Here is a 26,120-nt window from a genome sequence, read left to right on the forward strand (position 1 = left end):
TTCCTGAAATTGGCGACCGGGCCATGACTCATCCTTCGATCGGAATCGGAAAATACGGCGGGAATCTAACGAAACCTCTTTGGAGTCGAATTGGATCCGTTTCCAATTTCGCTCCAACGGATTTCCAATCGTGCCCGCTTAGCGTTTTCTCGCTCGAACACTCCGAACGCATTGAGGGAACAGAACCATGAGGAATCAGCAGCGTGCCGCCATGACGACCGCGGTCGCGGCATTGGCGATCGCCGTGACATTGACGGGGTGTTCCAGCAGCAAGGACACCGCGACGCCCGCCTCGACGACCTCCGCGAAGTCGACGACCACCACGACGGCGGTGACCTCCAAGAGCAAGTTGGCGCCGCAGACAACGGCGAAAGCGGCTGCGGGCCCGAATAAAACGATCGCCGATTACATCACCGATCAGAACATCGTCGAAACCGCCGTACACAACGGCGACACCGGTGTGCCGCAGGTGGTGCTTCCCTATCCCACCGGATGGGTCAGCGCGGGCGACGACACTCCCGACTACGCGCTCGGCGCCATTGTTTACACCGGGCCCGAGGATGCCGCCGCGTACACCCCGAACATCATCGCGTTGTTGTCACGGCTCGACGGAAAAGCCGACCCGCAGAAGCTCATCGACTACGCCGGTGGTGAGGTGAAGAACCTGCCGGGATACGGCCAGGTCGGCAACGGCGGCGTGACGGCCGTCGTCTCCGGGTTCCCGGCCTACCGCATCGCGGGAACCTACAACCTCAACGGCGTCGAGGTGGTGTCCGCGCAGGAGACCGTCGTCATCTCCGGCCGCAGTGGACTGTTCGTGCTGCAACTCAACGCCACCGGTTCGCAACAGCAGGCCGACGTACTGCAGGCCGCGATCGAGGACATCGACAAGCAGATCGCGATCACGGCGTGAGCAACGAGAGGCGAAACCCGATGTCTCGCTCCATGACCGCTGCGCTCGCTCTCGTGGCGCTCGCCTTGGCGGGTTGTTCCACGGACCGCTCCGTCGACAAGAAGGATGTCGCGAACGAGATCAGCGGCAAGCTGGCCGATCAGGTCGGCCGCAAGCCCGAGAAGGTCGAATGCCCGGACAACCTGCCCGCCCGCAAGGACGCCACTCTGACCTGCACGCTCACCGACCAGGGCAGCAGCTACGACGTACACGTGACGGTCACCAGCGTCGACGGTGACCACACGAAGTTCGACATCAAAGTCGACGACAACCCGAAGAACTGACCTCAGGAGACCTGAAATGACCAATCCCTATGAACCCCAAGCTGATCCGGGCATGATCCAGCCGGGCGGACAGCAGCCCCAGCCTCCGCAGTACGGAGCGCCCCAGTACGGCCCGCCCGCAACGGTTCCCCCGCACGGCGCCGATCCGGCGGCGCCCTACGGACGTGACCTGCAGGGACAACCGTATTCGGACAAGACGAAACTCGTCGCGGGCCTGCTCGGAATTCTGCTGGGCAGCTTCGGTGTCGGCCGGTTCTATCTGGGCTACACCCGGATCGGCGTCGCCCAGATCGCGGTCACCTGGCTCACCTGCGGAATCGGTGGACTCTGGCCCCTGATCGACGGCGTCATGATGTTGACCGGCAAGGTGCCCGACACGCAGGGCCGTCCGCTCCGCGACAACTGAGAGGAGCGATCGTGTCGACCGAGCCACCCCCGCCGCCACGCGGCCGGACCCGGCAAGAGCGGGGTCGCGATGTCAGTGCGGCCCAACAGGATGCAGAGGCGAAGACTTCGCTGTTCGAACAGTTCCGGGCGGCGGCGAGTCCTCGGTTTCTGCTGTCGCAGGCCGAGGAATATCCGATCGTCATCAAGCAGTTCCTCCAGTTCTGCTTGATCCTGATCTATCCCGCATGGGTGTTCGTGGTGATCGCTTCCGGTCTCACGTTCGGAGCGTTGTACTGGACGTTCTGGCTGCTGTTGTGGCCGGTGCGAAACCACATGAAGAAGTCCGATCCCGCGGCGTACGCGGCCAGCCAACGGAAGTGAATCCATGCTCTGGCGTCGAAATCCGATCCGCTGCGAGGTGAGCCCGGGCGTCGTCCGCCCCGGCGACACGATCACCGTCCGGGTCGTCGCGGATGGGCCGATCGACCGAGTGGACGACGCGCGAATAGAGTTGGGCTACACCAACTTCTATTCCTATCGGTGGGCCGGTCGCGCAGATTCGGCGGCCGGGGCGGTCTCGGATACGTTGTCGTTGTTGGGCGAGGTGGGCACCAACTACGGCGGAGAACGCAACACCTCGGATTGGGTTTCGGCGCTCAGCGTGCCGATTCCGGTGCCGGAAGGTCTATTCCGGGCCTTTGATCAGGAGATCCGCATTCCTTCCTGGTCGCCCGCGTCGTCGCCGGCCTTGGCCCGCTGGGAGTGTCACGCACGCCTGATCCGATCTCGGCGAAATATGGACGCGCACTGCGTCTTTCAGGTCGTGGCCGGTAAAGCGGACCAACCGCCACCCGCTGTCGAACGGATGATCGGCGACGCCTCCGAGATCGAGATCGCGGTCGATTCCGCGGTGGTGCGGGCGGGCGAGCCGGTGACGGGCCTGCTGACGGTCATTCCGACCGCCGATCGGCCCGACGCCGACATCGCGGTGTATCTGGAGCGCAAGCGGCTGTCGCATCCGCTCGAGCGAAATCCGGGCGGGGGTGAGTCGCAGACCGCGCCGATCGTCAAACTCGGTATGCGCATTCCCATGGCCGCGCGTACTCCGGTGCGCATACCGTTCGAGGTGCCCGTTCCCGCGGATGCCGCCCCTTCGGCGGCCGCGGTGCACTCGTCGCTGGAATGGTCGCTGATCGCCCGGATCTACTACAAGGGATTCTCCACGATGCCCGAACGAGTCCGCCGGAGGCTGGTCGTCGTCAACGCGGACTGAACGTGACGTTCACGCCCCACGGTCGCGGCGGCCGTCGATGTGATGCGGTGCCGCCGACCGTTCCCCGAGACTGCGCAAGCGCTCCGACACCAGCGGATCCCAGACGTGTTCACCGGACGCGTCGATCTGCAGTTCCGCGCGGTGCAGCAGTTCGCGTGCGGCATTCCGATTCCCGCGCGTGACCTCGATGTCGGTGAGCAGCAACAGATACAGCGGCGCCATGATCCGGGTGCCGTCCGCTGTGCAGACCTCGTAGGCGGCGTGCGCGTCATCGGCGGTGTCGAGGCGATCCGGCCCGAGCGCCCGCGCCCAGGCGCCGATCAGCCGCGCGGCGGCCGCCATCTGGGCCAAGGTCAGCTCCGACATCTCGGTGGCGAATTCGTCCGCCAGCTGGGCGGTTCCCGCGACGACACCGTGAATCGCATTGATCCACAACAGTGTCAGCCGCACGATGGCGGTGCTGTACAGGTCACCGGAGTCCACGCCGACCGCGATGCCTTCGTGCGCCACCCGCCACGCCCGATCCTTGTCGCCGCGCAGCGCGAAGATCAGCGCCGCGGTCGAGTACAGCCGTACGTCCACCCGGGGAATGAGCCGACCCGCTCCAGGGAGCGGTGGCATCGCGAGCACGAGGTCGATATCGGTCATCGAGGCCTCGAAATCCCCACGCATGCAGCGGATCACCGCACGCGTGTAATGACCGAACCAGCCGGCCGTCCGATCCTCGCCGGTGGCATACCGTTCGACGAGTCCCTCCACGATGACCGCGGCTTCCCGATAGCGCCCCTGCGTGGTGATGAGCCCGACCTGCATGGCGATGACCAGGATCTGGTTCCCGCCCGGTTGCCCACCGGGTTCCATCGCGCGATCGATCGCCATCCGGGTATCGGCATGGCCGAGTCCCTTGAGCACCTGCCAGACCGTGGCAAGTCGCAGCCACAGCGTGGTCTCGCGGTCGAATCGGGCCGGCTCCCAAGGTAATCGGCTGCATATTTGCAGTGCGTGCTGTGCCAGGATCTCGATGTCGGCGTAGGCCGACCGATCGGCCGCGGCGGCCATCGCGGCATCGGTGATCGCCAGCGCCGCCGCCACTTCCAAGACCTCACCGGCTCGCCACGCATGATCGGCGGTCGCGATCGCCGCCTCATAGGAGCGATGCCCGGCGGCATCCGCCCCGGCGACGGCGATCGCCGCGTGCAGAGCGGCCCGCTCGCCCGAGGTCAACTGGGCGGTGACGCAGTCGCGGGTCAGGCCGTGGGTGAACCTGAACCAGCCCGGCCGCCCGGCGGATTCGTCGATCATGCCCGCCTGCCGGGCGATCTCCAGGCAGCCGCGGACGATCATGGTGGACAGCTCCCGCACTTCGGCGACGGTCGCCACGTCGAACTCGGCGCCGAGTACGGCCGCGGTGCTCAGCACCGTCCGGGTCTCCGGATCCAGCCCCGCCATGCGTCGGCGGATGACCCCGGTCACCGCGTGCGGCACCGCATCCGCGTCCCATGCCGGGTCGTGCCCGTCGAGCGGTCCGCGGGTTGCCATCAGTCGGACGACTTCACGGACGAAGAACGGATTTCCGCCGCAGCGGCGCTGGATCGCCCGCACGACCGGAGCGCCGGGCCGGGCGCCCGAATGGTGCGCGACCAGTGCGGCGACCGCCTCGTCGTCCAAGCCGCCGAGGTCGATCGTCGAGATGTCGGTGCGTTCGGTCAGCCGCCGATGCTCCTCGTGCACGGCCGCGGGCACTCCGGTCGGCCAGGCCACCAGGACCAGTACCGGTAGCCGATGCAGACGGTCGGCGAGCAGACCCAGCACCTCGAACGTCGCGCGGTCGGCACGGTGCGCGTCATCGAGCACCAGCAGCAGCGGCCCCGCACCCGCGAATTCCCGGACCGCACGGACGATTCCGTCGACAACCGCGAACTGCGAGTCGAACTGCCGGGGCACGGTCGACGACCCAGCCCATTCCGGCCATTCGGGCACCAGGGTGATCAGTTCCGGCGCCGCGCCGCAGGCGGCCGCGCGCGGCGCGGCACCGAGGTGCTCGCCCAATTCGCGCAACAGTTGAATCCAACCCCACAGCAACGGCTTCTGGACGCCGTCGGGGTGAGTCGCCCAGGCGACGGTGGTGCCCAGACCACGGGCGTGATCGGTCATCGTCGTGGCGAGAGTCGTCTTGCCGATGCCGCTCTCGCCGGTCAGCACCATCAGACCACCGCGGCCTTGCCGGGCCGTCTCCGCTATCTCGGCCAGCCAGGTCAGCTCCGCGGTTCTGCCGATCAGGTTCGGCCGCGGTGGCGACGGCCGCGCCTGCCCGAGGATGATCGGTGGATCCGTGGCCACTTCCGCACCGTCTTCGCACAATTCCCGGAACAGCCGCCGCAACTCGTCGCCGGGCCCGATCCCCAGCTCATGGTCCAGGACCTCGCGGACCCGATCATAGGCTTGCAGGGCCTCGGCGCGCCGCCCGGATCGGGCCAGCGCGGTCATCAGCTGTACCCACAACCGTTCGTGCACAGGCGATTCCGTGATCGCCACCTCGATCGCAGGTATCACCTCCGCGAACCGGCCCACACTCAGCGCCGCATCGAAACCGGCCTCCACCGCCGCCCTGCGCAACCCCGCCCAACGTTCGATCACCGGATCGGCGAAGGACCATCCGGCGAACTCCACGAGGGGGTTCCCGGTCCACAGCCGTGCCGCGCGGGTCAACACCTCGTCGGCGGTACGGGCATCACCACCGTCCAGCGCACGCCGTCCGGATCCGACCAGTTCCTCGAACCGGTGGATGTCGACGAACTCGTCGCCGATGTCGAGCTGATAGCCCGACGAACGCACAGTCAACTGCGGCCCGGCGGCATCGCCGGGATCGAGCAGGCGCCGCAGATTCGCCACATAGGCGCGCAGCGACGCCGGCGCCTTCGCCGGCGGGTGTTCGCCCCAAAGCCCATCGGACAGCTGATCGAATCGAACTACCCCGCCCCGTGCCAGCAGCAACATCGCCAGTACCGCCCGCTGCTTCGGCCCGCCCAGCGCAATCTCCGCGCCCCCGGCCCGCACGCGCATCGGCCCGAAGAGAAAGTACTCCACCTACACACCGTTTCGTTCAGCGGAGCGGTCCCGAGCCCGCTTGCAACCCTGCTCTATCCAGCAAACTCTAAACCGCCCACCGCATACTTGCGTCGGTAAGGGCGGTGCACCCGCAGCTCTGCGACGTGCGACGGAAGAAGAGATTTGCCCAAAATGACCGATTCACTGACAGATTCGCCGTAAGCCGTCGCGAACTTACGTTCGGTCGACGGCGGCGTGGGCGCGGAGCGCGGCGAGGGCGGCGCCGGGGTCCTCGGCGTAGAAGCGGAAGGCCCTCGCCCGCGCGGGTTTGCCCAGGGGCCTGGTGAATTCGATCGGTTCGGTCAGTTCCACGGTGACGGTGGTCTGGCTCGCGACGGGAATGTCGGCTCGCCCATGAGCGTCCACAGCGGCGATCTTGCTGTCAGGGTATCGACGTTCGAGGCGGGCAGTGGCGATGTGGCGGGCGGAGACACGGATGTCGAGCAGTGCTCCGTAGCGCAGCCGCAGCGAGCCGTCGGCACCGATGACGTGCGGACGTTGGACACAGGAAAGCTGCACGGCGAGAACGAAGAACACGCCCCACACGTCGAGCACGAGCACGATCGCGTGGATCAGCGGCCAGGGAATGAGGACGGCGAGCGCCACTGTCTCGACGACAGCGACCACGAGGAAGCCGTACATGATGGCTGCTTGACCGGACGCGTACGGGACCGCCGTATCGCCTGCCCGCACACCGTGGGGCCCACGTCGAGTCACCCAGCGCGCAACGCTGATGAGCAATCGCCATTCGTGGGCAACAAGCTTGCCGACCATCCCGGGAACAAGATCCGCGACGGCAGCGGCAGCAGCACGGCGCCGGGACAGCTCCAGACGCCGGTGACGGCGGTAGTCCATGGCCAGCAGGGCTGTCCGCATTCTCGTCATCGGATCGGCGCCTGTGTCAACTGGACAGCGCGGCGTATGGCCGCGGCTTGTGCCGGTGCGAGATCTGCGAACAGTGCCTCGACGAACCCGCCCTCGTCCGTCGTGGTCGTCTGTTGCCCGCCAGCGACTTTCGCTGCCTCGAGCAGGGCGGCGGGCATACCCGCGACGATGGCGTGGGCCAACTCCTCCACCCGAGGATCGTCTCGAGTCGCTTCCGCCAGGTCGTCGAGCCGCGCGTATATCTCGTAGGACCGCGCGATCGCAGTGGGATCCGAGCTCATCGCCTGAACCAAGCCATCGAGCCACCCGCGATCATCGCCGGTCTCGAGTATCGCCAGCAGTTCCCGTTCCTTGCCCGCCATGGCCGATTCCGGGCCCGGACGGCGTGCTGCGGCCTGCGACATGTCATGGAACAGCGCGGCGAGCGTGGGAGAAACCGGCGCCTCGGCCGACAGCGTGCCGTCTTCCTTCGCCTGCCGCAGCAATTGCGCCAGACGTGCGCGCCGCTGCCGGATCGACTCCTCTTGGCGCGCCAAGTCCGCATCGAGTTCGCCGAACACCTCGACCAGGTCCTTACCGGCATCGTCGGCCAGAACGTCGCGCACCTCATCCAGACTCAACCCCAGTTCGCAGAGGCGCCGAATCCGGGCGAGTTCCACCGCATCACGCAGCGAATACCGCCGATAACCGTTGGTTCGACGCGCGGGTTCGGGCAGCAACCCGATCCGGTGATAGTGCCGCACAGCGCGAGTGGTGATCCCGACCGCGTCAGCAAGTTCCTTGATCCGCATAGCCACCAGTAGAAACCTTGTCGCTACGACAATGTCAAGCTCCAGGCATGCGACCGTGAACGGCCGGCTGATGGCCGACCAGGCAACTGGTCATCGCGAGTCGTAGCGGTTCGAGCCCGGGGCACGGGGGGCTTCGGTGGCGAGCCTGTTGTCGGAGATCGACCGCTGATTCCTCCGGTTAGGCGCTCCCACAGAGAACTCGTCATCAGCGCGCACCACCACGCCACCCTCGCGGGATTCCGGAAATCGACATCGTTCGCGACCTTCAGCGCTGACACCGTACCACTGTCCGACCGACACGCCGCGATCGCCGAACTGTTCACCGCCGCGGGCCGCTGTGAGCTCAACGCTGTTGTGCACGAGTCGATTTCCCTGGACAAGGCGGTCCTAGCGCACCAGAAGATGGAATCCGGCGAGGCATTCGGCAGAGTCGCGCTCACACCCACGGCGTAATAGACCAGCACCCCGCCCTACGGTGTCGCGGCTCCAGCCGAGATCTCGCAGTGGAGCCGCACCAGGGGCAGGAATGTCTGATCGACGATCGACCGGATGCGTTCGACGTCGAGGGGTTCGAGATCCATGAGCAGGTCGTGGCGCACGAGGTCGAACGGCAGGGCGAGTACCGCGGGGGGAACGCGTTCGAGGTCGAGTTCGCCGCGGGCCGCCGCCTGCCGGTAAATAGTTCGGTGCTGTGGCGGTGCCTGATCACCCATGGCTCGTTCGCGGATCTGCGCGGGTGACAGGCCGGTCGCAGCGAGCAGTCCCGAGAAGGACGCGGCCACCGCGATGGCGTAGAACCCGGCGAAGGAGTCGCTGAGTGCGGTCAGGTAGCCGATCAGATCCTCACGCAGATCGCCGGTGTCCGGCACGGCGACCGGATGCAGCTGCCGATAACGGTCGAAAACGGCGAGCACGAGCTCGTCCTTGTTTGCCCAGCGGCGATAGAGCACCGGCTCGCTGGTGTGGGCACGCTTGGCGACGGAACCCATGGTCAGGCGTGCGTAGCCGGTCTCGACCAGCTCGTCCCACCCGGCGTCGAGGATCGCGGCCTCGAGCGCCACACCGTGCCGCCGGTTCGCCGACTGCGCGGGGTTCGTCTTCGATGCGGCCACCGTCCCACCTTAGAAAGGTTTGCCTTTCTCCGCAACGAGAGCTAGCCTGCAAGAAAGGTTTTGCTTTCTTGGGAGATGCGATGAACGAACCACAGCGCACCGCTTCCGCCGGAGCGGATTCCACCACCGTCTTGATCGTCGGCGCCGGACCGACGGGGTTGACGCTGGCCGTCGAGTTGGCGCGCAGCGGTATTCCATTCCGCCTGATCGAGGCCGAGCCCGGTCCACATCGAGGCTCGCGCGGCAAGGGCGTGCAACCGCGCACCCTGGAGATCTTCGAAGACCTCGGCATCGCCGAGCAGGTGATCGCGAACGGCCGGATGGCCATGCCGATGACCTCGACCGATCCCGACGGCCGGGTGACCTACGGTGGCGCGATCCCCGAGTCACTGGCGAATCGGCCGGACATCCCGTACCCGGCGAGCCTGATCACGCCGCAGTGGCGAGTCGAGGAAGCGCTGCGCCTTCGGCTCGAAAAGCTCGGGGGCGCTGTCGAATTCGACACCACACTGGTCGGCTACACGCAGGCCGGTGACGGCATCACCGCCGAGATCGTCACCGGCGGCACGGCCGCGACCGTCACCGCGCGCTGGATTGTCGGCACCGACGGCGGACACAGCGCTGTCCGCAAACAGGCCGGGGTCGCCTTCGTCGGCGAGACGCGCGAGGACATCCGCATGGTGGTGGCGGATCTTCCGGTGTCCGGCGCGAGTCGTGACGCGTGGCAGATCTGGCGGCACTCGACCGGATTCCTGAATCTGTGCCCGCTGCCCTCGACGGATGTGTTCCAGTACGCCGCCAGCCTCGCCCCGGGCGAGGAGCCGCGGCTCGGCCTCGCCGACCTGCAGGCGACCCTCGACGAGAGGACCGGCCGCACCGACATCCGCCTGCATGAACCCGAGTGGATCTCGGTGTGGCGCGCCAACATCCGGCTGGTCGACCACTATCGCGTGGGCAATGCGTTCCTGGCCGGTGACGCGGCGCACATCCACTCACCTGCCGGAGGGCAGGGTATGAACACCGGAACCCAGGACGCACACAATCTCGCCTGGAAGTTCGCCGCCGTCGTGAACGACGGTGCCCCGCTCACCCTGCTCGACTCCTACGAGGCCGAGCGTCGCCCCGTCGCCGCGCACGTCCTCGAGCTGTCGAACGCCCGCCTGGCCGAAACCGTTCGGACCAACGTGATCCCGATCGTCCGGGACGCGAGCACGATCCAACTCGACGTGGGCTACCGCGGATCCACCCTGGCCGCCGACGACCGCGACGAACGGGCGGACCTTCGCGCCGGCGACCGCGCACCCGACGCGACCGGCCTGACCACCGCCGACGGAGTCCACCGCCTGTTCGATCTGATCGGCCGAGGACGGTTCACCCTGCTCAACTTCGGCCCTCGACTGTCCACGACATTCCCGGGAACCGCGCCTCGGATGCTCCACCTCGTCGCCGAGTCGCCCGACGGCGACGAGATCACCGACACGGCAGGCAATCTCGCAGCCGCCTATCACCCCTCCGACAGAACACTCGTCCTGATCCGCCCCGACGGCTACATCGGGCTGATCTCCGACACCGGTGACATCGACGCCGTCACAAAGTATCTCGCCTCGCTACGCTCTTAACTCAGCCGAGTTGCGGACAACTCGCTCTACCTCGCACAAACCGCTTCCCAGTGGCTGCAACGCACTACTCTGCCGCTGATCGCGCTGATCGAAACTCGGCGGCTCTCCTACAGGCGATGCGCTGAGATCCGGAGGACGCCTCGATGACCGGTTAGGCGCAGATCACATTCGGCCCCGGATGTGAGTCGATCACAGACGACTGTGCCGTCGGTCCCAACGCATTGCCCTGCTGCGGCCCGGAATCCTACGCTCGCGATTGGTCCACTGTTTCTCCGAACGACGAAGGGCGGTACCTCATGACAACGCTCGTTCTCGCGGGCATTGCGACAGCAGGAGTGTTCGCGATCTTCCACGACCGCAACAACATGGACTTCCGCGCACGCGAAATCGCCGAACACCGCAACCGGAAGTAAGCGACCGGCCCCCGGGCCCTAACACCTGATGGCGGGTATTCCCTTGCACTGCAAGGGAATACCCGCCTTACTCGTTCTCGTGGCCTGATCCGACATCCGGAAGGCCCAGCAGGAGTTGACGGGTGCGGGTGCGCAGCCGTTGCAGTGAATCGCGGCAGAAGGTCACCTTCGAGTCACCGCCCGGACGGCTCCGGTGGGTGGTCGCCGAGGAAGGCGTGCAGTGTGTCGAGTAGTTCGGTGACGCGTTGCGGCCCAATGGAATCGAGACGCCGACGCAGCTCCGGTCGAATACGCCCTGCGATCAGCTCGGCGATCCGCCGTCCCTCGTCGGTCGGGGTCACCGTCAAGCGCCGCGCATCGGCCGCGGCGCTAGAGCGCTGTAGCAGGCCGGCGCGCACGAGGCGGGTGATGGTGCGGCTGGTCGCGCTCGGGTGAGTGCTCAGTTGCTGCGTCAGTTCCGCCGGTGAGATCGCTGCCTGGGAGGCGGCGCGCAGCACCATGAACTCGCTTACGTCCAGATCCGAGACCTCGGCAATGTGCTGGCGGGCGTCGTCGACGATCAGCCGATTCACCCGATACAGCACCTCGAGGAAATCGAGCACCGGTCCATCCGTCACCATGCGGAGTATGTTATCAGGTGTCAATAATTAACAAGTGCAAAGTATTGGAGTGATCATGCAACGATTCGATGTGCATGCGCATGCGGTCATGTCGGGAACCGATGCCGCATCCCAGGCCCTGATGAAGGACGAAGGTTTCGCCGGCAGCGTCCCGGGCGCCGGTTGGAGTGTCGAGGGGGCGCTGCGCTTCATGGACGAGCAGGGCATCGGATTGCAATTGCTGTCGATGCCGGGCGCACTGGATGCGGAACCGGCAAGGAGGTGGAACGAGTATGCCGCCGGTCTCGTGGCGGCCCATCGCGATCGATTCGGGCTGCTGGCGGCACTACCGATGTCCGAGCCCGACCGTGCCATCGCCGAAATCCGGTATGCGATCGAACATCTGCACGCCGACGGGTTCGCTCTCGCGACCAATTACGGTGGCGTGTATTTCGGCAACAGCCGTTTCGACGCGATGTTCGCCGAACTCAACCGACATCGGCTGCCAGTGTTCGTGCACCCCGCGCTGCCACCGGGCTTCGACCGATTCGGGCTCGGCCGACCCGGCCCGCTGATCGAGTACCCGATGGACACTGCCCGCACCATCGTCGACGCCATCTTCGCCGGAGTGCTGCTGCGATACCCGAACCTCCGGTTCGTCCTCGCCCACGCCGGAGGCGTACTCCCGGCGCTGCAGAACCGCATCGCCCTGCTCGCAGGTGAGTCCTGGGTCGCCAACCCGCTGGAGTTGACCTCCGGGCAATTGACCGAACAACTCCGCAGCCTCTATCTGGACACCGCGATCGGCGGAGGGCCCGCCGACATCGTTCCCGCCCTCGAGATGGTGGGCGTGGACCACCTGGTGTTCGGAACCGACTATCCACCGGCAGGAGCCGCGACTATCGCCGCGACGTCGGAAAACCTCCGCACCACCCTCGACCGCGCCGCGCAACAGCAACTCAGCGCCACCTTCGCCGGCCTGTTCCCGAACGCGGCCGCCCGCGCGGCTGCCCCGGCCGCGGGCCCGACCACGTCGCAATAGCAACGGCGGGCAGCCGAATATGAGGAGCATCCCACCGGGCACCTGAACCGAATCCTGGCCGGGACCCGGTCCACACCAGTCTCGAGTAGCCGCCGATGACGGTGACTTCACGCCTAGCCTGAGATGATGTTGCACGCTGTGCTGTCGTTCGCCGCGGTCGCTGGGTTGCTCACCCTCGTGCCGGGTCTGGATACCGCCCTGGTCTTGCGTGCGGCGTTGAGCAGTAGTCGCCGCTGCGCCTTCGCGACTTCCATCGGAATAGGTTGCGGCACTTTGGTTTGGGGTGCCGCCGCCGCGCTAGGGGTGTCGGTACTGCTGACTGCGTCGGAGGTGGCCTACACCGGATTGCGGATTGCGGGCGCAATCTACCTGGCGTGGATGGGTATCGGCATGGTGCGTGCGGCATTCCGGCGTCCGGCGACGATCTTCGCGGCCGCAGCGGACGACTCGCCGCGGACCCTGGGCGGGGCATGGGCGCGTGGGCTGGGCACCAATCTGCTGAATCCGAAGATCGGAGTCTTCTATGTGGCCATGCTGCCTCAGTTCCTACCGGACGGGGTACCTCACCTGCTGATGGGCTGCACGCTCGCGATGGTTCACAACCTCGAGGGCATGCTGTGGTTCACCGTGATCATTTGCGCTGCAAGCTTCGCCAAGACGTGGTTGAACCGCGACAGCGTCCGGCGTGCGACGGACGCGATTACGGGGACCGTCGTGGTCGGGTTCGGGGTGAAGCTGGCCATCAGTAACGAGTAGTTCCGCACGCTGATCTCACCTACGGCTGTGCCACGCTGACCGAACCAGCCAGCGCGAGGAGATCGAAGACCAACGGGCCGAGCCGATCTGGGGCCAGCCGAACACACTGAAATGCCGAGTCCCGGATGCTCGACGAGCATGCATTCCGGTACGTAAACATCGAGAAGACTTGTACCCCAGTGCATTCTGGTGATGCATGAGCGGGTGTGAGTGTCCGGAAATGCCGCGAGGCGCGCGATCGGGAATGGTGAGGAACCTGTGGTTCGAGGCAGCGACCGCGGATTTGCGTGATCCTGATGCGGTGTGCCGGTCGGTGTTGGTCGAGATCAGCCTTCTGCGAAGAAAACTCCGAAGATCCCGAGAGTTGTTGTGGAGACTGCCTCTTCGACCCAACCCATCCAGAGGCCGATCTGCTTGGCTGCTTCAGGTGTGAGGCTGGCTCGCTGATCGGGGGTGACTGCTTCCCATTGCTGCCACACTCGCCGACAGTCTTCATGGGACCAGTGGCAGCCCTCGGTGAACCATTCGGGCCGGGCGGCGTCGATGTTCAGCGCTGCCAGTTCGTCACCCAACGACTTGACCCACTCGACATCGATGTCCTCCAGCCAGCGGCAATCGAATCCTGAAGCCAGCGTGCAGAACGCGTGATTGAAGGTGTTGTTCCAGTCGTTGCCGGTGTAATCATCGAAAATCAACCTGCGCAGGGCTTCCAGCTCGCTGAGTTCTTCGGGTTCGCGTTCCGCGAGGTCGGCTTCGAGGTCTTCGCGATTCTCGTCAACGATGCGGTCGAACAGTTCGTCGTCACAAGACCCGGCCGCAGCCTCGATCTTCGACACCTCGGCCAAGGCGAAGCTGATACAGATGCTCACCCGGGCACCGTAACGACGAGCACCGAGACCGGCCACTGCAGAGCCTGATCTCCCTCCCGAATCGAACGCACTATTTTGCCGCTGGTCGCGCTGACGGAACCGGCGAGCGAGTGCGGCCGAAGATCAACGAGGCGCGCCGTTCTGGGTCGGCCGACATGCCGCGCGGCCGATTCCAAAGCATTTCAATCCGCATGCGGGTACCCCTCGACCTGACGTGGGGTGGGTGTCATCCCCATTGCGGACACGTCGGGTTCCTCACCGAAATTGTTGCTGAACGAAGAAAGCGCGAGTTGCTGCGGAGATCGCACATCGAGCACACCCCGCAGTGCTGACACGGTTGCTGCGGCAGCGCCCTGGTATTCGTCACCGCTGACCGGGCGCTGTATGCGTCGATGCCAGTCGAACAGGTTATCGGGTTCGTGCCAACCCAATTCCCTCATCGCCGCCTCACCGTCCGGCAGGCGGAGCGGATCCTTCCCGAGGGAGACATGGCCGATGACCTCATCACTTGACCAGCCGAGGAATTGGACGAAGCCTTCTCCGTCGGTATCGAGAGTGATGCACTCGCCCTCACACAGCCGCATCAATGTCACCGAGAGCCGGGCAGCGAAGTCGTCCCAGGTCGTCACTTCGGAATCGCCATCCGGCAGCAGTTTCGATGCCGGTGGACCAGGAATACGTGGATAAGCGACCCTGTCGCCGGATCGGACCACGATGGTGTTTGTCCATTCCGGCTCATCGGAGAACCGTAGCCTGCCAACACATACCGATCCGTTGTCGTTCGAAGCGGTGGCGTCGGCCCTGGCTGCCAGCCAGCAGAACAGTGCCTCGAGGCGATCGACCTCGTCCGGGGCCGGCTCCTGCCAGGCGGTCAGCACCAGCTTGCCGTCCACGCCCGATGAGAGATCAACCATCAGATCGGGGTCACTGCCTCGGCGATACGCCGGACCCCGTAGGAAGACATTCACTTCGTCCGACAGCGCGAGCAACGACTGTGGCCGCGGCCCCGACCCTAGATGCCAACGCAGCTCGGCGATCTCATTCTCAGGTACCTCCGCGCGAAGCGTTACCGACAGCTGCATGTGGTAGTACGCGTTCACCATGGCAGACACCGTATCGGTCGATTCTGACATGCACAGACCATGAGAACCGTTGTGGAATACAACATCCGCTACTGCCGCGTGGTGTGTGCTTCCCATGATCATCGCCAGCACCCGCAGGACGCTGCTTGCGCTCGTGGATGATGTGCTCATGACTAGCCCGAGAATGCGATGACAGCCGACGCTGATATGACGACTACTCAACCCGCTCGGTGGCGGCTCGGCTGGAAACGGGCTCTGAAAGCGATCGCCGCTGTCGCGATTGCCATCGTGTGGGGCTTCGCCGGCCTGGTCCTCATCACGATCAACGCTCTTTCCGCTGGCTGCGACGTTAGGGCGACATGGACGAGCCCCAAGACAGCCGACCATGCCACCGGGGCCATCATCGTCGGACTTGTCTGGATTGCTCCCTTCATCGTGGCCGCCGTGCTACGCCGCACTCGGATGACGCTGGTCCTGGTCGCCGTCGCAGTCGTGGTGACGATTCTTGCCATAGCAAACAGCGGCTGCGTGGGCTTCGCCTGAATCAGGCCACCCCCTCTTGAGCCGGATCACCTTGGGACAGGCGGGCTCGACTGACGCAGAAATCGGACAGCCCGATCACGTCGATCGCTGGCTGCCACGTCGGCGAACCCTGGACCGGGCAGGACGTAGACGTGTGGCGCGTCATGCAGCTGCCGCCATCCGAGAACGCCGGAGATCGAAGAGGTTTCGCACATTCCGATCGTAGAGAGCGAAGCTTCGCCACGGCAGCACTGAACATCCGACATTGCCGCTGGTCGTTCGGTCCGCGAGGGTCGGGCGACGTACCTGAACATCAACGGTCCCTGGTCATCTCGGGGGCCGTCGCCGTGTCCGCACATAGGTCCGCGTGGTGAGGTCAGGACCGTCTCCAGGTGTGGTTGTGTATCCGGGTGAGTTTGACTGTCCGTACCTTCCTGCTAAGCGCCGACGGCAGCTGGGATGGCGTCGGCGAGGTGCTCGATACCCCGGAGGGTGTCGACATCTCTGCGGGTTTCGAAAGCTGGCGAACCGAGGTGTGGGGCTCGGAGACTATGCGTTCGCTGGATGCGCGGTTGTTTCCGGTCCTGGCCGATCTCTCGAGGCCGCGCGCGGCCCTCATCGTCATGCCCGATGAGATCCCAGAGCTTCTGAGGGAATGCCGAATGGTGCGTAGGTGGCTGGTGGAGGTCGATCCACGGGATCCCGACGAGGCATTTTTCGCAGGTCACGCGCTCGGAATCTTGGACCGCTTGGCGAATATCGAGATCGCAGCTGGCCGAGCGTTGGGCGTGGGCGGGGGCGTGCTCATCTGGTAGCAGCTGACCTTCCAGTCGAACGCACTAATCTGCCGCATACCGCGCTGACCGAACCGGCCAGCGCGGCGCTGTGGAAAATCAACCAGCGGTGGCGATTCGAGGCCGCTAGGACATTCATCTGGTGGCTATGACATCAGAGTTCGGGCCTGCGCGTACCCGGGGAACCGTTCCCGCAAGGCCGCGTCGAATGCTGTGGCCTGTTCATAGGAATCGACCTCGCTGAACAAGCCGGTCTGTAGGTACCAGCCCATCAAACCCGCCGCATCAGCCAACCGCTCATTGAGCGCCGACACGATCACCGTTGTTCGCACCAGCTGGGCGCGCGGGCTCTGATCGTTCACCGCGTTCTCCCGCGGCCGTCTGGCCTGCGCGAGCAGCTTCGTCAGGCTGTCTCGTTGCGAAAGCCAGTCGCCGACTGGACCATCGACACACCGCATGAACCATCTGGCAGCGTCCACGACCTCGGCCACGTCGTACATCGCGTACAGGTCGTACTCGCCCGGATCGATATGGTCGCTGAAAATCGTCAAGTCCATCAATCCGAGGTCCAGGTCGGTTTCCCCCCACTCCGCCATCCGTGCCGCCCTCGGAAGGCCCCTGATCACCTTTCCGGCATCGATCGATATCAGGCTGGCCGAACCATACAACCGATGCGCACCCTTGATGTACTCGACAATCACGTAGACCGACGCGGCCACACCAGGGGCGGCATCCACTTGCCCCGCGAACATCAGCACTTCATCATCGCTCCAGTGAGGGGCCACCAGCAGGCCCCGTTCGGCTAGCTTCGGTGCCAGCTCCGCTTCCAGCGCTGTCCTGTACTGATGGATATTGCCGCTCAACACATCTCATTCCACTTGGCGATCGCGTTCATGATCATCAAGGAAGTTGTAGCGGACCGCACTGACACAGCACAGAGCACGCGCAAATGCCGTGGACGGAGGAAGCCGTCAGCCAAAGCCGTGGCGGTCCGGCGAACACACTGTTATGCCGCGTGGCGCGGTTCGAAACGGCCGACACGGTCGACGGGGAGATGGACTGCCCGAGACCGGCTGGCATGAAGGAGAATTCCGCACTGCCTCCTGCCACTCCGACCCAACGGCGAAGACCCCGTCCGGATCAACGATCCGAACGGGGTCGTGTCCCCCGGGCGAGCGGGCCGCCGGGTCTCTCAGCCCTACTTGGCCGGAGTGAAGGGCTGGTTGATGGTGGTGAACTTCATTTTTGGGGGGATACCGTCTAACCTGGCATTATGCCGCTAAATCCGAAGGATTTCCCAGATCTGGCAGCTTCGATTTATGGTCGGAACTCCCAGGACAAGAACAAGGGGTTATCGGTCCCACAGCAGATTCGTTGGGGCCGGGACGAATGCATGCGGTTCGGGTGGTTCGTCGCGCATACGATCAGCGACACCGATATCGGCGCAACGCGGCACACGGTCAAACTGCGGCCCGGCTACCAGCAGTTGGTGGCGGCGCTGCGGGAGCCCAGTGCGGGTGGTCGCCAGAGGGTATTGGTGACCCGATCGTCGTCTCGGGCGAACAGGCAACTGCTCGACTTCGCGATCCTTCGCGAGATGTGCGCCAAGCTGGGGGTGTTCTGGTACTCAGGCGGACAGCTGTATGACCTGAACAATCCGACCGATCGCCGGATTCTGGCGCAGGAAGCGGTCGATAACGAGTACGGGCCCGAACAGAACCGCTTCGATTCGATGCAGCAGCTGCACCAGAACTTCCTCGATGGCAAGCCTCACAGCCGAGAAGCCTTCGGCTACATGATCATCTATAAGCGCGGGCGGGCAGTCGGGCGTGTACCGAGCCCAGACAATGCCCCGATCGTCGCAGAGATGGCGCGGCGGACGCTGGCGGCGGAAGCGACGGCGAGTATCGCTCGGTGGCTGACCAGTGAGGGCGTGCTGATTCCGAGCGTGGATCTGGGGCTGCCGTGCCGGAAGTGTTCGGTGACCGAGGGCCGCAAGGTCCTCAAGGCTGTGGACCGGCGAACCTGCCCGTGCGACAAGGGTTGGCGGACTCGGTGGGATCACGTGATGGTCCGCCACGTGCTGACGAATCCGACAATTGCGGGAATGAGAGCACATAGAAACCGCGTGACCGGCCAGGTGGAAACCGTACCTGCGCGCTGGGAAGCGATCATCCCCTTCGACGATTTCATCCAGCTGGTGGAGCTGTTCGCTCACCCCGCACGGATGGCCACCGGCCGGAAGGGCAATGCGGCGAAATGGTTGCTGTCGGGCATTCCGACCTGCGGTGTTTGCGGCGGGGTGGTGCGCTCTCGCTCGGGTGGTCGCAAGCGCACGCGGATGTACGAATGTGAGAACTTCTGTGTGTCGCGGCTGGCTGATCCGATTGATGACTTGGTCGAGGAGGCGGTGTTGCAGCGGTTGGAGGATCCGAATCTGCTAGTCGCGCTCGCACGCACGGACGCTCAGGCCGAGGCAGCGCAGGCCGAAGCGAAGCGGTTGCGTGGTGAGTACGACAAGTGGGTGGGCGAGGCGATCTCCGCCGAGCTTGCGCCAGCGGAGATCAGGCAATATAAGGACCGCAAGCTTCCCGCGATCAAAGCTGCCGAAGCCCGCGCACAGGCAGCGTTGCCCATGCCGCACGTCGTCGAGGTCGCCGGTCCACAGGCCCGCGCGAAGTGGAACGATCCCATGGTCACCCCACTCGAAGCCAAGCGGAACATCATCCGCTCGTTGCTGTCGATAACGATCGAACCAGCGGGGAAACGCCAGGGTTACGGTGCCCCGGCCAGCCTCGACAAGGTCAAGGTCGATCGTCTAGTCGCTTGAATAGCCCTCGAGTCGCGGGTCATCGGTGGCGTCGGCGGCATAGCCGCCGTTCCACCAGTGCCGCAGAACCGCCAACTGCGCGTCGGTCAACGGTCCGGCCAGGCGTGTACGGACATCGGCCAGCCACGCCAGCTCCTCAGCGGTCCACTTCTGCCGCCGCGCCCGCACGCCGCCACCGCCCCGGGCGGTGGTGGTGCGGCACGGGGTGCGATTGTGGCCGGTCGTGGCGGACGCGGGCCCGTGACGGGGTACGCCGCACGCGGCAGTGTTATGCGGGGGCGGTGTTTTGCGTATGGTCATCGTTCGCTCCCTGGGCGGTGGGCGATCGCAGAGGATCCTGATACCCCAGCACATGCGCGTGGACCCCGGTTTTTGACCGACACGGCGGGCCGCAGTTCTGTGTCTGCTCGACGCGGACACACGAGACTGGGTGTCCTTGATCGATCAGTCCCGCGGGCAAGCCCCCACCCTGCTACGACTCGGTGGATGCGGGGCCCTGTCGATTCGCAGCATTCCTTCTCTGTCAGCTGAACAATCGCCGGGCCAGGGCCCAATCACCCCAGTTCGGGTTGGTACTAATTCGATGGTCCTAACCATGATCAACCCGAACCACCCAATAGCCCATGGACCGCAATTGCGGATCAAACCGGTCGGCACACGCAGCCTGCGAGCCAGGGCTTGACCTGCGGCTTCATCTGACATCTTCCGCACCAACACCGCTTGCGCGAAGTACTCGGCGTATATAACTCACCCTAGATGCTCCACAACCGGCGAATTGCGCTCGCTGGCGGCAGCCGAGTCGACCGGCAATGGTGAGGTTTGCCTATCACGCTCCTCGGTTCAGCCACAGCTCATGATCTGGACGCGTTACTAGTCGGACGACGTCCGTAACGGACAACTCTGGATGGCGCATCGTCACGATTTTGTTCGTCGGCTAGGTACAATATTGCCTGTTTCCGTGGGCGACTTCCCTCACGCTGGCGGCCCGTAGTTTCGCGCGGCACTCCAACTGTCAACTCTCACAAAGCTTTCCCGGACCCGACGATCACGCCGACCAGGTCAGTGCCGACGTGGCGATTGGAGATGGCCACCGATGATGTCACGCAAGTCCCGACTTGACAGGTAGGCGCTGGCGGCGTGCGTGAACCACCACCCGACGGGCCGTTCGAGATCCTCGTCGATGCCGTCGAATCTGTTCCTGAGTGGGCGAGGTATCGCAACGATGTCTGATGGGTCGGCGATATTCACCCACCGCTGCACGCCGGGCGGTCGTGCGCCTATGCCGTTCACCGGTGCAGGCTGCAGCAAAGGGAAGATCGCATTCGGCATCGCCAGCGGCGACCCGATCGTGACGAGGAGCTCGACGGCCAACCGCGGGTACGCCCAAAGGGTTTCGTAAGTCACGACCGACCCGAGCGAATGCGCGACCACGATCCGCGGCTGATGTTGATGGATCGCCCGCGCGACTATGGATTGCACCGCTTGTCGTTTGGAGGGGTCACGCGGGTCAAGATAGACGGCGACCTCCTCCAAGAATTCCGAGACAAATGGAAGGACGATTGCCCGGTCGGCACCACAGCGGGTGACGAACCACGACATCAGCTGCCGAAGCGGCACCAAGGCGCGACCTTGCGCGGCGCCGCCTTCCCAGCCGAGTTCGGCAATCCATGCCTCAAGCAATTGACGAGGCATTCCGTCGAGCGCACCATCAAGCGCACCGAGGTCGTCGCCAGGGCCATGGTAGCCCAGGCGAAGGTGATCGGCGTAATAGGCGACGGCAACCGATTCCATTGCGAGTGCGTCGGCCCAGCGCTGTGTGAGTGCAGTCTCAGCGTCAGTGGCAGTGGCATCACGGTAGTTCCAAATCCCATGCACGCCAAGAACATCGGTGCTCATCGATCGACTCCCAATCCAGAATAACGCAGAGCAGCGACATCCATGCCATACCCGACCACGATCGTCTGCGGGGCGCAAGCCACTGCGCGTACGGCGGCGGGAAAGTCATGAACGGCCAGTTGTTCACCCGTGGTCAAGTCCCAGACTCGCACAGCCATCTCACCGCCAGTGACGGCGATCGGTCGTCCACGCAACGACGAGCACACGATCACGGACACCCTTTCGTTGGCCCGCCCTCCCAGTTCACCGGACGGGTCTCCGGTCGCCAGGTCCCACACCCGCACACCCATGTCTCCGGCGGTAACCGCGACTGGTCGTCCGCCAAGCGACGAGCAGGCTATGGCCGACACTTTCTCGGTGGCTCTTATGGGTGTTTCGCAGATCGGTTCTCCAGTGCCCAAGTCCCAGACACACACACCTATGTCACTGCCGGTGACTGCGACTGGCCGCCCGAGCGACGTGGTGCACGCAACCGATGAGATTCTTTCGCCTGGCCATCGTGCCAATTCGCGGATCAGTTCTCCAGTGGCCAGGTCCCAGACCAGTACCATCTCGACGCCAACGGTCACAATGACGGGGCGCGCGTTCAGCGTCGCACAGGCGAGCGACAACACCCCGCCGGCATTTCCGGGCAGTGTGCCGACGATGTCTCTGGTACTCAAATCCCATATTCGAGGCACCTGGTCGGTGCCAGCAGTGACTACGACTGGACGGCCGTTCAGCATAGTGCACGCCATCGACCGCACGGGGTTGGTGTGACCGAGGAGCGGTTCACCGACCGCTCTTCCGGTGTCCAGGTCCCAGACTCGCACGTCCCGATCGTCGCCAGCTGTGACCGCGACGGGGCGCCCGTCGACCTCGGCAGACACCATCGCCCGAAGCTGGAATGTGTGTCCACGTAGCAGTTTGGCGACCTGCGCCTCGGCGTCGAGGTTCCAGACCCGCACCGTGGTGTCGTCGCTGCCCGTGACCATGACCGGAAGCCCGTCGAACTGGGTGAACGCGATAGCCCGAACTTTGCGGGTGTGACCATACAGCAGCTCGCCTACCTGCGATCCTGTCGTTAGATCCCGCACCCGAACAAATCCCGAGAGTGACTCCGCACTTCCCACGATCAGGTGCCCATTCACCTCTGTGAATGTGGCCGCCCCCTCCCAGGGGTATGCCTCGGCGAACGGCTCGCCGACAAGAGTCTTCCGGGCCAGGTCCCAGACGCGCCAGGTCCGGTCCTCTCCGGTCGCGATGATTGCGACCGGGCGCCCACCCAACTCGGTGAACCCCGCTGCCCCTACCCACCGCGTATCCGTCTGGTGCAGGGTTTCACCGACCACAGTCCTGCTGACCAGATCCCAAACCCGCACATTCGGCTCGTGTCCGGTGGCAATGACTACAACCGCGCGTCCGTCCAGTTTGGCGCAGGCCAATGAACGGAGTCGACCAGATCCGACGTCTAACGGTTGGCCCATCAGGTGTCTGGTGGACAAATTCCAGATTCTTACCACTGCGTCTTCGCCGCTAGTCACTGCAGCGGGGCGACCCGCCACCGTGGTGCACGCTATCGCCGAAACCGCGAGGGTGTGGCCGTTGAGCGGCTCGCCTATCGGGGTTCTGGTCAGCAGATCCCAGATTCGCACCGTCGTGTCTTGACCGCCAGTCACCGCGATCGGCCGACCATCCGCCATGGTGCACGCTATCGCGGAAACCGCGAGGGTGTGGCCGTTGAGCGGCTCGCCTATCGGGGTTCCGGTGATCAGATCCCAGATTCGCACCGTCGCGTCTGCCCCTCCAGTAACCGCGACCGGACGACCGTTTATGGTGGCGCAGGCAACCGACACCACAGGTCCGGAATGACCTTCCAAAACGTCGAGCATTCTGACGTCTGCCCTAGTGCCGGTCGACCATCGGACGGCACCGATGGCTGTTGCGGTGTCGTGCAACATTGTCGCCCCAAACCGAGCGGCGTCGAGAGCGAGCAGGCGTAGGCGATGCTCCGGTCTCGCAGTTCGGTGAGAATCGTGCGACGAACGATAGATCGCCGCGGCGAGTCGGGCGTCCCTCGACTTCGCGAGGCGTAAATCGCGCATCAACTCGTCGTGCTCAGCATGAGCGAGGAATTCCAGATCGCCGACAAGTTCGTCGAAGCGCCCGGCGGCGATCGCGTGCTGGCCGAGATGACGTTTCAGGTACGGAACGGCGCGGTTAGCCCAGTCACCGCCCACGCCGGGGATGTATCCGAACGTGTCGAGCAGCGCGTCGAGTATGAGCCCGTCAACTCCGGGCCCGGATCGCTCGCTTGTCGAGCCATGAACCGCGACATACGGATAGGCGATCAGATACTCCTGCAGGCTCTGATGGAACAACGCGTATAGCGCCGAGCAGTCGGCCGAATCGATGTCCGAGCGCAGGTAGAACCGAGCTTGTTCACTCACGAGTTCGGCAAGTTGCTGGTTTGAGCGCTCGGGCAATCCGGGGTTCAGACGCCAGGCAATCGTGTGAGCGAGTCCGATCGGCATGCCGGTGCCTCGGGCGTGGGCGAACGCGACGAGCATCGGCCCGAGCCATGGGTCGGTGCCCTCGGAATCTAGTTCCTGACGGAATGCGTCCTTGACCGACTGCGGCGCCCAGCGCCCCAAAGCTGCTGCTGCAGCAGCCGTTTCGGGTGCCGGGCTGCGTGTCACTCGATGGGTATACAGCTGGGCGAGCAGCATCGGACCGACTTCGACGGCCCCAGCCTCGACGGACGTTACGGTCTCCGCCGTCGCTTCGGCGAACGCTATCGCTGTCTCGCTTGGCCACCGTCGCGCGTGTTCGCGCAACAGGTCGACAACGTAGGCGGCCACGTCCACCCGGAGCTGATCGGGCGCTAAGTCATCCAGGTCGATCTGGCCGCTGGCGGCTGTGGCGAACAGGTCATCAAACCTCACTTGTTTGCGAGCGCCGACCAGCAGTCGGCACACGCCGGCGGCCGCCAGCGGCACGAGCAAGCGAAGCAGCACGTCGCTCGGATCGATCGCCTCATCCAACGCGTCCAGAACGACAATCGATCGAGGCGACAACCGCAACTTCGTGATCAGATCCGCAGTATTCGTGGTGTTTTCGAACCCCAGCTGACGGGCGATCGACGCCACCAGTTCGGCAACCTCGCGGTTGCGCGCGTGAACCGCTGCCATCTCGCCGGACTGGCGCGGATTCGGCTTCGCCGTGGGGTCGGCGATGCGTGACTCGACCACCGGCGAGTAGGCGCGAAGGTCGTGATGGGTCAGACAAACCATCACACCGAGCAGCGCAGACTTGCCCATGCCGGGGCTGCCGGTGACGACTCGCAGCCACCCGTTCTGCTCGGGATCGTCGAGCCACCGAGACAGCAACCGCAACTCCGCAAGCCTACCCGTGAAGTGGCACCACGCCGTATCTCGACTGGGGTCGCCGCCGCGGGCCCGTGATGAGAAGTGACGCTCGCCCAGCAACGGATCGACAATGTCGCCCAGCACGGGGTCTCGTGGTCGGTTTGGGTCGACAGCTGCTGGCGTGTAGTTGCGATTGCGAAAGAGCGGATGCGTCAGGTCATCCCAGCCATGCTTGCTCGACACCAGCCGCTGGTGAGATCCGTTCCCACACAGTCGCTGCAGCTCGTCTGCGATCGCGGTTCTCACCAGGCTGAGGTTGATGTGTTCGACGCTGCGATCGGCTCCGAGACTGTCCCCTCGTTCGATTCGATCAAGCACGGTAGTCACAGCCCTGGTGAACCGGGCGTCGAACGCAAGATCCCGGGGTGCGGTGGCAGCGAGGATATACACCTTGCGATCGTTCTGCGTGAAGTCAGCGTCGAGCGGCTCAACGTCGATCTCGGCAGCGGCGCCTGCGTAGCACACATCGAGCAACACCAGCATTGCATCACCTGGTGTGTCGATCAGCTCTGAGACTGTGTTGTGCACCGACACCCATTGATGGGACTCGGCCGCAGGTTGATGCGCGTCGGAACCTGCAATGAGCAACCGCTTGGAACGGGAGACCTCGCCGTGAGACAGCAGATGCACAACATCGAACCGTTCGCGAGGCACACACGAGAGCAGGTCGCTCAGTTCCTTCTTCGACGGACAGGCAGCATGAACTACCGTTCGATCATGCCTTCGTATCGCGTCCGCCAAGAGGCGCACAGGCTCATCCGGCAGGTTAGCGAGGCCGTGCTGGAACGTCGTGACACCGACGACCAGGGCTTGCCGTGATTCCTGCCCCGGTTCCGCCATGACAAGACGATATCTGAGCGAGCCCGGGCGGCACGCCCAAATAACGACCGAATAGATGGTCTCCTGCGATACAGAACCCATACTGGACTGCGGATTTCGACGCAACCACCCCGCGATCTGCTGCTGCGACCAGCAGTGAGCCAACAGCTGGGCCACCAACCCAGCCAAGGGTTGACCTCGGGATAACCTGGTCAGTTTCGGTCGTAATGCTCGCGCCGAGGCCGCGTGATCGACGGTCAAGGCGCGATACTGGTCTCGGCCGCCTTGCCGACAACTTCCCGGATGATTGTCGAGGGCGCGCCCGAGGCCGACGGCGATCGATGGCAGCAACTCGCCTTCCGACCCGTCCACGCGAGATCTCGTCCAGCTCAACCACACTCAGCCACACGATGCTGCGGCAACGCTGTGCCGGTCGCACCCGCCGCAGCGTTTGAGCAGACCACGCACCGCCAAGGGATGCCAGTACGCCTCGCGGGCCAACACTCGCTCTCACCCACAGACCGGGTTGCGTCCAGCAGAGTGGTGTAGCAGCAACTGACCGGCTGCGGACTTGTCGAATTCCCGGACAATAGAGCAGCCACCACGTGATCCTCGGCGCTGACCGAACCAGCCAGACTGAGCGGCGAGCGCAGCCGACCCGGGACGGGGGCCGACCGCGA

At 64.7% G+C, this 26,120-nt stretch carries 22 protein-coding genes; 11 read left to right on the forward strand and 11 right to left on the reverse strand.

The annotated features are described in order from the left end of the window. Nucleotides 1-187: 187 nt before the first annotated feature. Genes ACFXHA_RS05155 through ACFXHA_RS05175 form a run of 5 tightly spaced genes read left to right on the forward strand, consistent with a single transcriptional unit; the run spans nucleotide 188 to nucleotide 2,896 of the window. Nucleotides 188-913, forward strand: a complete 726-nt coding sequence (locus tag ACFXHA_RS05155) for an LpqN/LpqT family lipoprotein (protein WP_379353084.1) — start codon at nucleotides 188-190, stop codon at nucleotides 911-913. Nucleotides 914-933: 20 nt separating this feature from the next. Next, complete coding sequence (locus ACFXHA_RS05160) at nucleotides 934-1,236, forward strand: DUF4333 domain-containing protein (RefSeq protein ID WP_379353086.1); 303 nt, start codon at nucleotides 934-936, stop codon at nucleotides 1,234-1,236. A 16-nt stretch (nucleotides 1,237-1,252) separates the two neighbouring features. Beyond that, nucleotides 1,253-1,642, forward strand: a complete 390-nt coding sequence (locus ACFXHA_RS05165) for a TM2 domain-containing protein (protein WP_379353088.1) — start codon at nucleotides 1,253-1,255, stop codon at nucleotides 1,640-1,642. Nucleotides 1,643-1,653: 11 nt separating this feature from the next. Beyond that, nucleotides 1,654-2,004, forward strand: coding sequence for a hypothetical protein (locus tag ACFXHA_RS05170; protein WP_379353090.1), 351 nt, complete (start codon nucleotides 1,654-1,656; stop codon nucleotides 2,002-2,004). Between the two features lie 4 nt (nucleotides 2,005-2,008). Beyond that, nucleotides 2,009-2,896, forward strand: coding sequence for a hypothetical protein (locus tag ACFXHA_RS05175; RefSeq protein ID WP_379353092.1), 888 nt, complete (start codon nucleotides 2,009-2,011; stop codon nucleotides 2,894-2,896). A 9-nt stretch (nucleotides 2,897-2,905) separates the two neighbouring features. Here ACFXHA_RS05175 and ACFXHA_RS05180 read toward each other — a convergent pair whose 3' ends face one another. The 4 genes from ACFXHA_RS05180 to ACFXHA_RS05195 all read right to left on the reverse strand — a co-directional run bounded on the left by ACFXHA_RS05180 (nucleotide 2,906) and on the right by ACFXHA_RS05195 (nucleotide 8,792). Further along, on the reverse strand, nucleotides 2,906-5,983 hold the full coding sequence (locus ACFXHA_RS05180) for a BTAD domain-containing putative transcriptional regulator (protein WP_379353094.1): 3,078 nt from the start codon (nucleotides 5,981-5,983) through the stop codon (nucleotides 2,906-2,908). Nucleotides 5,984-6,178: 195 nt separating this feature from the next. Continuing rightward, nucleotides 6,179-6,880: a hypothetical protein gene (locus ACFXHA_RS05185; protein WP_379353096.1), complete on the reverse strand. Its 702-nt coding sequence runs from the start codon at nucleotides 6,878-6,880 to the stop codon at nucleotides 6,179-6,181. A gap of 5 nt (nucleotides 6,881-6,885) precedes the next feature. Further along, on the reverse strand, nucleotides 6,886-7,680 hold the full coding sequence (locus tag ACFXHA_RS05190; RefSeq protein WP_379353467.1) for a MerR family transcriptional regulator: 795 nt from the start codon (nucleotides 7,678-7,680) through the stop codon (nucleotides 6,886-6,888). A gap of 470 nt (nucleotides 7,681-8,150) precedes the next feature. Next, nucleotides 8,151-8,792, reverse strand: a complete 642-nt coding sequence (locus ACFXHA_RS05195) for a TetR/AcrR family transcriptional regulator (protein ID WP_379353098.1) — start codon at nucleotides 8,790-8,792, stop codon at nucleotides 8,151-8,153. Between the two features lie 80 nt (nucleotides 8,793-8,872). Between ACFXHA_RS05195 and ACFXHA_RS05200 the strand changes: the two genes are divergently transcribed. Further along, nucleotides 8,873-10,411 carry an FAD-dependent oxidoreductase gene (locus ACFXHA_RS05200; RefSeq protein WP_379353100.1) on the forward strand — a complete coding sequence of 513 codons (1,539 nt, stop codon included), beginning with the start codon at nucleotides 8,873-8,875 and terminating at the stop codon, nucleotides 10,409-10,411. Between the two features lie 586 nt (nucleotides 10,412-10,997). On the opposite strand, the gene ACFXHA_RS05205 is transcribed toward ACFXHA_RS05200, so the two are convergent. Further along, nucleotides 10,998-11,444 carry a MarR family winged helix-turn-helix transcriptional regulator gene (locus ACFXHA_RS05205; RefSeq protein WP_379353102.1) on the reverse strand — a complete coding sequence of 149 codons (447 nt, stop codon included), beginning with the start codon at nucleotides 11,442-11,444 and terminating at the stop codon, nucleotides 10,998-11,000. Between the two features lie 55 nt (nucleotides 11,445-11,499). On the opposite strand from ACFXHA_RS05205, the gene ACFXHA_RS05210 reads away from it, so the two are divergent. Both ACFXHA_RS05210 and ACFXHA_RS05215 read left to right on the forward strand, forming a co-directional pair. Further along, on the forward strand, nucleotides 11,500-12,465 hold the full coding sequence (locus ACFXHA_RS05210; protein WP_379353104.1) for an amidohydrolase family protein: 966 nt from the start codon (nucleotides 11,500-11,502) through the stop codon (nucleotides 12,463-12,465). A gap of 126 nt (nucleotides 12,466-12,591) precedes the next feature. After that, complete coding sequence (locus ACFXHA_RS05215; protein ID WP_379353105.1) at nucleotides 12,592-13,221, forward strand: LysE family translocator; 630 nt, start codon at nucleotides 12,592-12,594, stop codon at nucleotides 13,219-13,221. A 326-nt stretch (nucleotides 13,222-13,547) separates the two neighbouring features. Here ACFXHA_RS05215 and ACFXHA_RS05220 read toward each other — a convergent pair whose 3' ends face one another. Both ACFXHA_RS05220 and ACFXHA_RS05225 read right to left on the reverse strand, forming a co-directional pair. Further along, nucleotides 13,548-14,090, reverse strand: coding sequence for a hypothetical protein (locus ACFXHA_RS05220; RefSeq protein ID WP_379353107.1), 543 nt, complete (start codon nucleotides 14,088-14,090; stop codon nucleotides 13,548-13,550). A 182-nt stretch (nucleotides 14,091-14,272) separates the two neighbouring features. After that, on the reverse strand, nucleotides 14,273-15,343 hold the full coding sequence (locus ACFXHA_RS05225; protein ID WP_379353109.1) for a hypothetical protein: 1,071 nt from the start codon (nucleotides 15,341-15,343) through the stop codon (nucleotides 14,273-14,275). A gap of 18 nt (nucleotides 15,344-15,361) precedes the next feature. Between ACFXHA_RS05225 and ACFXHA_RS05230 the strand changes: the two genes are divergently transcribed. Together ACFXHA_RS05230 and ACFXHA_RS05235 are read left to right on the forward strand one after the other, a co-directional pair. Further along, nucleotides 15,362-15,715 (forward strand): hypothetical protein, encoded by a 354-nt coding sequence (locus ACFXHA_RS05230; protein WP_379353110.1) that lies wholly within the window; start codon nucleotides 15,362-15,364, stop codon nucleotides 15,713-15,715. 389 nt (nucleotides 15,716-16,104) lie between these two features. Then, the gene (locus ACFXHA_RS05235) at nucleotides 16,105-16,509 is read left to right on the forward strand and encodes a hypothetical protein (RefSeq protein ID WP_379353112.1); all 405 of its coding nucleotides are present in this window, start codon (nucleotides 16,105-16,107) and stop codon (nucleotides 16,507-16,509) included. 125 nt (nucleotides 16,510-16,634) lie between these two features. Here ACFXHA_RS05235 and ACFXHA_RS05240 read toward each other — a convergent pair whose 3' ends face one another. Then, on the reverse strand, nucleotides 16,635-17,351 hold the full coding sequence (locus ACFXHA_RS05240; RefSeq protein ID WP_379353114.1) for a hypothetical protein: 717 nt from the start codon (nucleotides 17,349-17,351) through the stop codon (nucleotides 16,635-16,637). 410 nt (nucleotides 17,352-17,761) lie between these two features. On the opposite strand from ACFXHA_RS05240, the gene ACFXHA_RS05245 reads away from it, so the two are divergent. Beyond that, nucleotides 17,762-19,318 carry a recombinase family protein gene (locus ACFXHA_RS05245; protein WP_379353116.1) on the forward strand — a complete coding sequence of 519 codons (1,557 nt, stop codon included), beginning with the start codon at nucleotides 17,762-17,764 and terminating at the stop codon, nucleotides 19,316-19,318. Here ACFXHA_RS05245 and ACFXHA_RS05250 read toward each other — a convergent pair. From ACFXHA_RS05250 to ACFXHA_RS05260, 3 genes are all read right to left on the reverse strand, one after another. Continuing rightward, on the reverse strand, nucleotides 19,307-19,618 hold the full coding sequence (locus ACFXHA_RS05250) for a hypothetical protein (RefSeq protein WP_379353118.1): 312 nt from the start codon (nucleotides 19,616-19,618) through the stop codon (nucleotides 19,307-19,309). The genes ACFXHA_RS05245 and ACFXHA_RS05250 overlap by 12 nt on opposite strands. A gap of 759 nt (nucleotides 19,619-20,377) precedes the next feature. Continuing rightward, the gene (locus tag ACFXHA_RS05255; protein WP_379353120.1) at nucleotides 20,378-21,214 is read right to left on the reverse strand and encodes a hypothetical protein; all 837 of its coding nucleotides are present in this window, start codon (nucleotides 21,212-21,214) and stop codon (nucleotides 20,378-20,380) included. Beyond that, entirely contained in the window at nucleotides 21,211-25,461 is a 4,251-nt protein-coding gene (locus ACFXHA_RS05260; RefSeq protein WP_379353122.1) for a hypothetical protein, read from the reverse strand. The genes ACFXHA_RS05255 and ACFXHA_RS05260 overlap by 4 nt, the downstream gene beginning before the upstream one ends. Nucleotides 25,462-26,120: the final 659 nt, after the last annotated feature.

Source organism: Nocardia sp. NPDC059240 (genome assembly GCF_042753865.1).
Classification (GTDB): Bacteria; Actinomycetota; Actinomycetes; order Mycobacteriales; family Mycobacteriaceae; genus Nocardia.

Excerpts from the sequence above, each read along its gene's own strand:
- ACFXHA_RS05155 (WP_379353084.1), top strand. The coding sequence starts at position 188 with ATGAGGAATCAGCAGCGTGCCGCCATGACGACCGCGGTCGCGGCATTG.
- ACFXHA_RS05160 (WP_379353086.1), top strand. The coding sequence starts at position 934 with ATGTCTCGCTCCATGACCGCTGCGCTCGCTCTCGTGGCGCTCGCCTTG.
- ACFXHA_RS05165 (WP_379353088.1), top strand. The coding sequence starts at position 1,253 with ATGACCAATCCCTATGAACCCCAAGCTGATCCGGGCATGATCCAGCCG.
- ACFXHA_RS05175 (WP_379353092.1), top strand. The coding sequence starts at position 2,009 with ATGCTCTGGCGTCGAAATCCGATCCGCTGCGAGGTGAGCCCGGGCGTC.
- ACFXHA_RS05185 (WP_379353096.1), bottom strand. The coding sequence starts at position 6,880 with ATGCGGACAGCCCTGCTGGCCATGGACTACCGCCGTCACCGGCGTCTG.
- ACFXHA_RS05190 (WP_379353467.1), bottom strand. The coding sequence starts at position 7,680 with ATGCGGATCAAGGAACTTGCTGACGCGGTCGGGATCACCACTCGCGCT.
- ACFXHA_RS05200 (WP_379353100.1), top strand. The coding sequence starts at position 8,873 with ATGAACGAACCACAGCGCACCGCTTCCGCCGGAGCGGATTCCACCACC.
- ACFXHA_RS05205 (WP_379353102.1), bottom strand. The coding sequence starts at position 11,444 with ATGGTGACGGATGGACCGGTGCTCGATTTCCTCGAGGTGCTGTATCGG.
- ACFXHA_RS05210 (WP_379353104.1), top strand. The coding sequence starts at position 11,500 with ATGCAACGATTCGATGTGCATGCGCATGCGGTCATGTCGGGAACCGAT.
- ACFXHA_RS05215 (WP_379353105.1), top strand. The coding sequence starts at position 12,592 with ATGTTGCACGCTGTGCTGTCGTTCGCCGCGGTCGCTGGGTTGCTCACC.
- ACFXHA_RS05225 (WP_379353109.1), bottom strand. The coding sequence starts at position 15,343 with ATGAGCACATCATCCACGAGCGCAAGCAGCGTCCTGCGGGTGCTGGCG.
- ACFXHA_RS05230 (WP_379353110.1), top strand. The coding sequence starts at position 15,362 with ATGACAGCCGACGCTGATATGACGACTACTCAACCCGCTCGGTGGCGG.
- ACFXHA_RS05245 (WP_379353116.1), top strand. The coding sequence starts at position 17,762 with ATGCCGCTAAATCCGAAGGATTTCCCAGATCTGGCAGCTTCGATTTAT.
- ACFXHA_RS05250 (WP_379353118.1), bottom strand. The coding sequence starts at position 19,618 with ATGACCATACGCAAAACACCGCCCCCGCATAACACTGCCGCGTGCGGC.
- ACFXHA_RS05255 (WP_379353120.1), bottom strand. The coding sequence starts at position 21,214 with ATGAGCACCGATGTTCTTGGCGTGCATGGGATTTGGAACTACCGTGAT.
- ACFXHA_RS05260 (WP_379353122.1), bottom strand. The coding sequence starts at position 25,461 with ATGGCGGAACCGGGGCAGGAATCACGGCAAGCCCTGGTCGTCGGTGTC.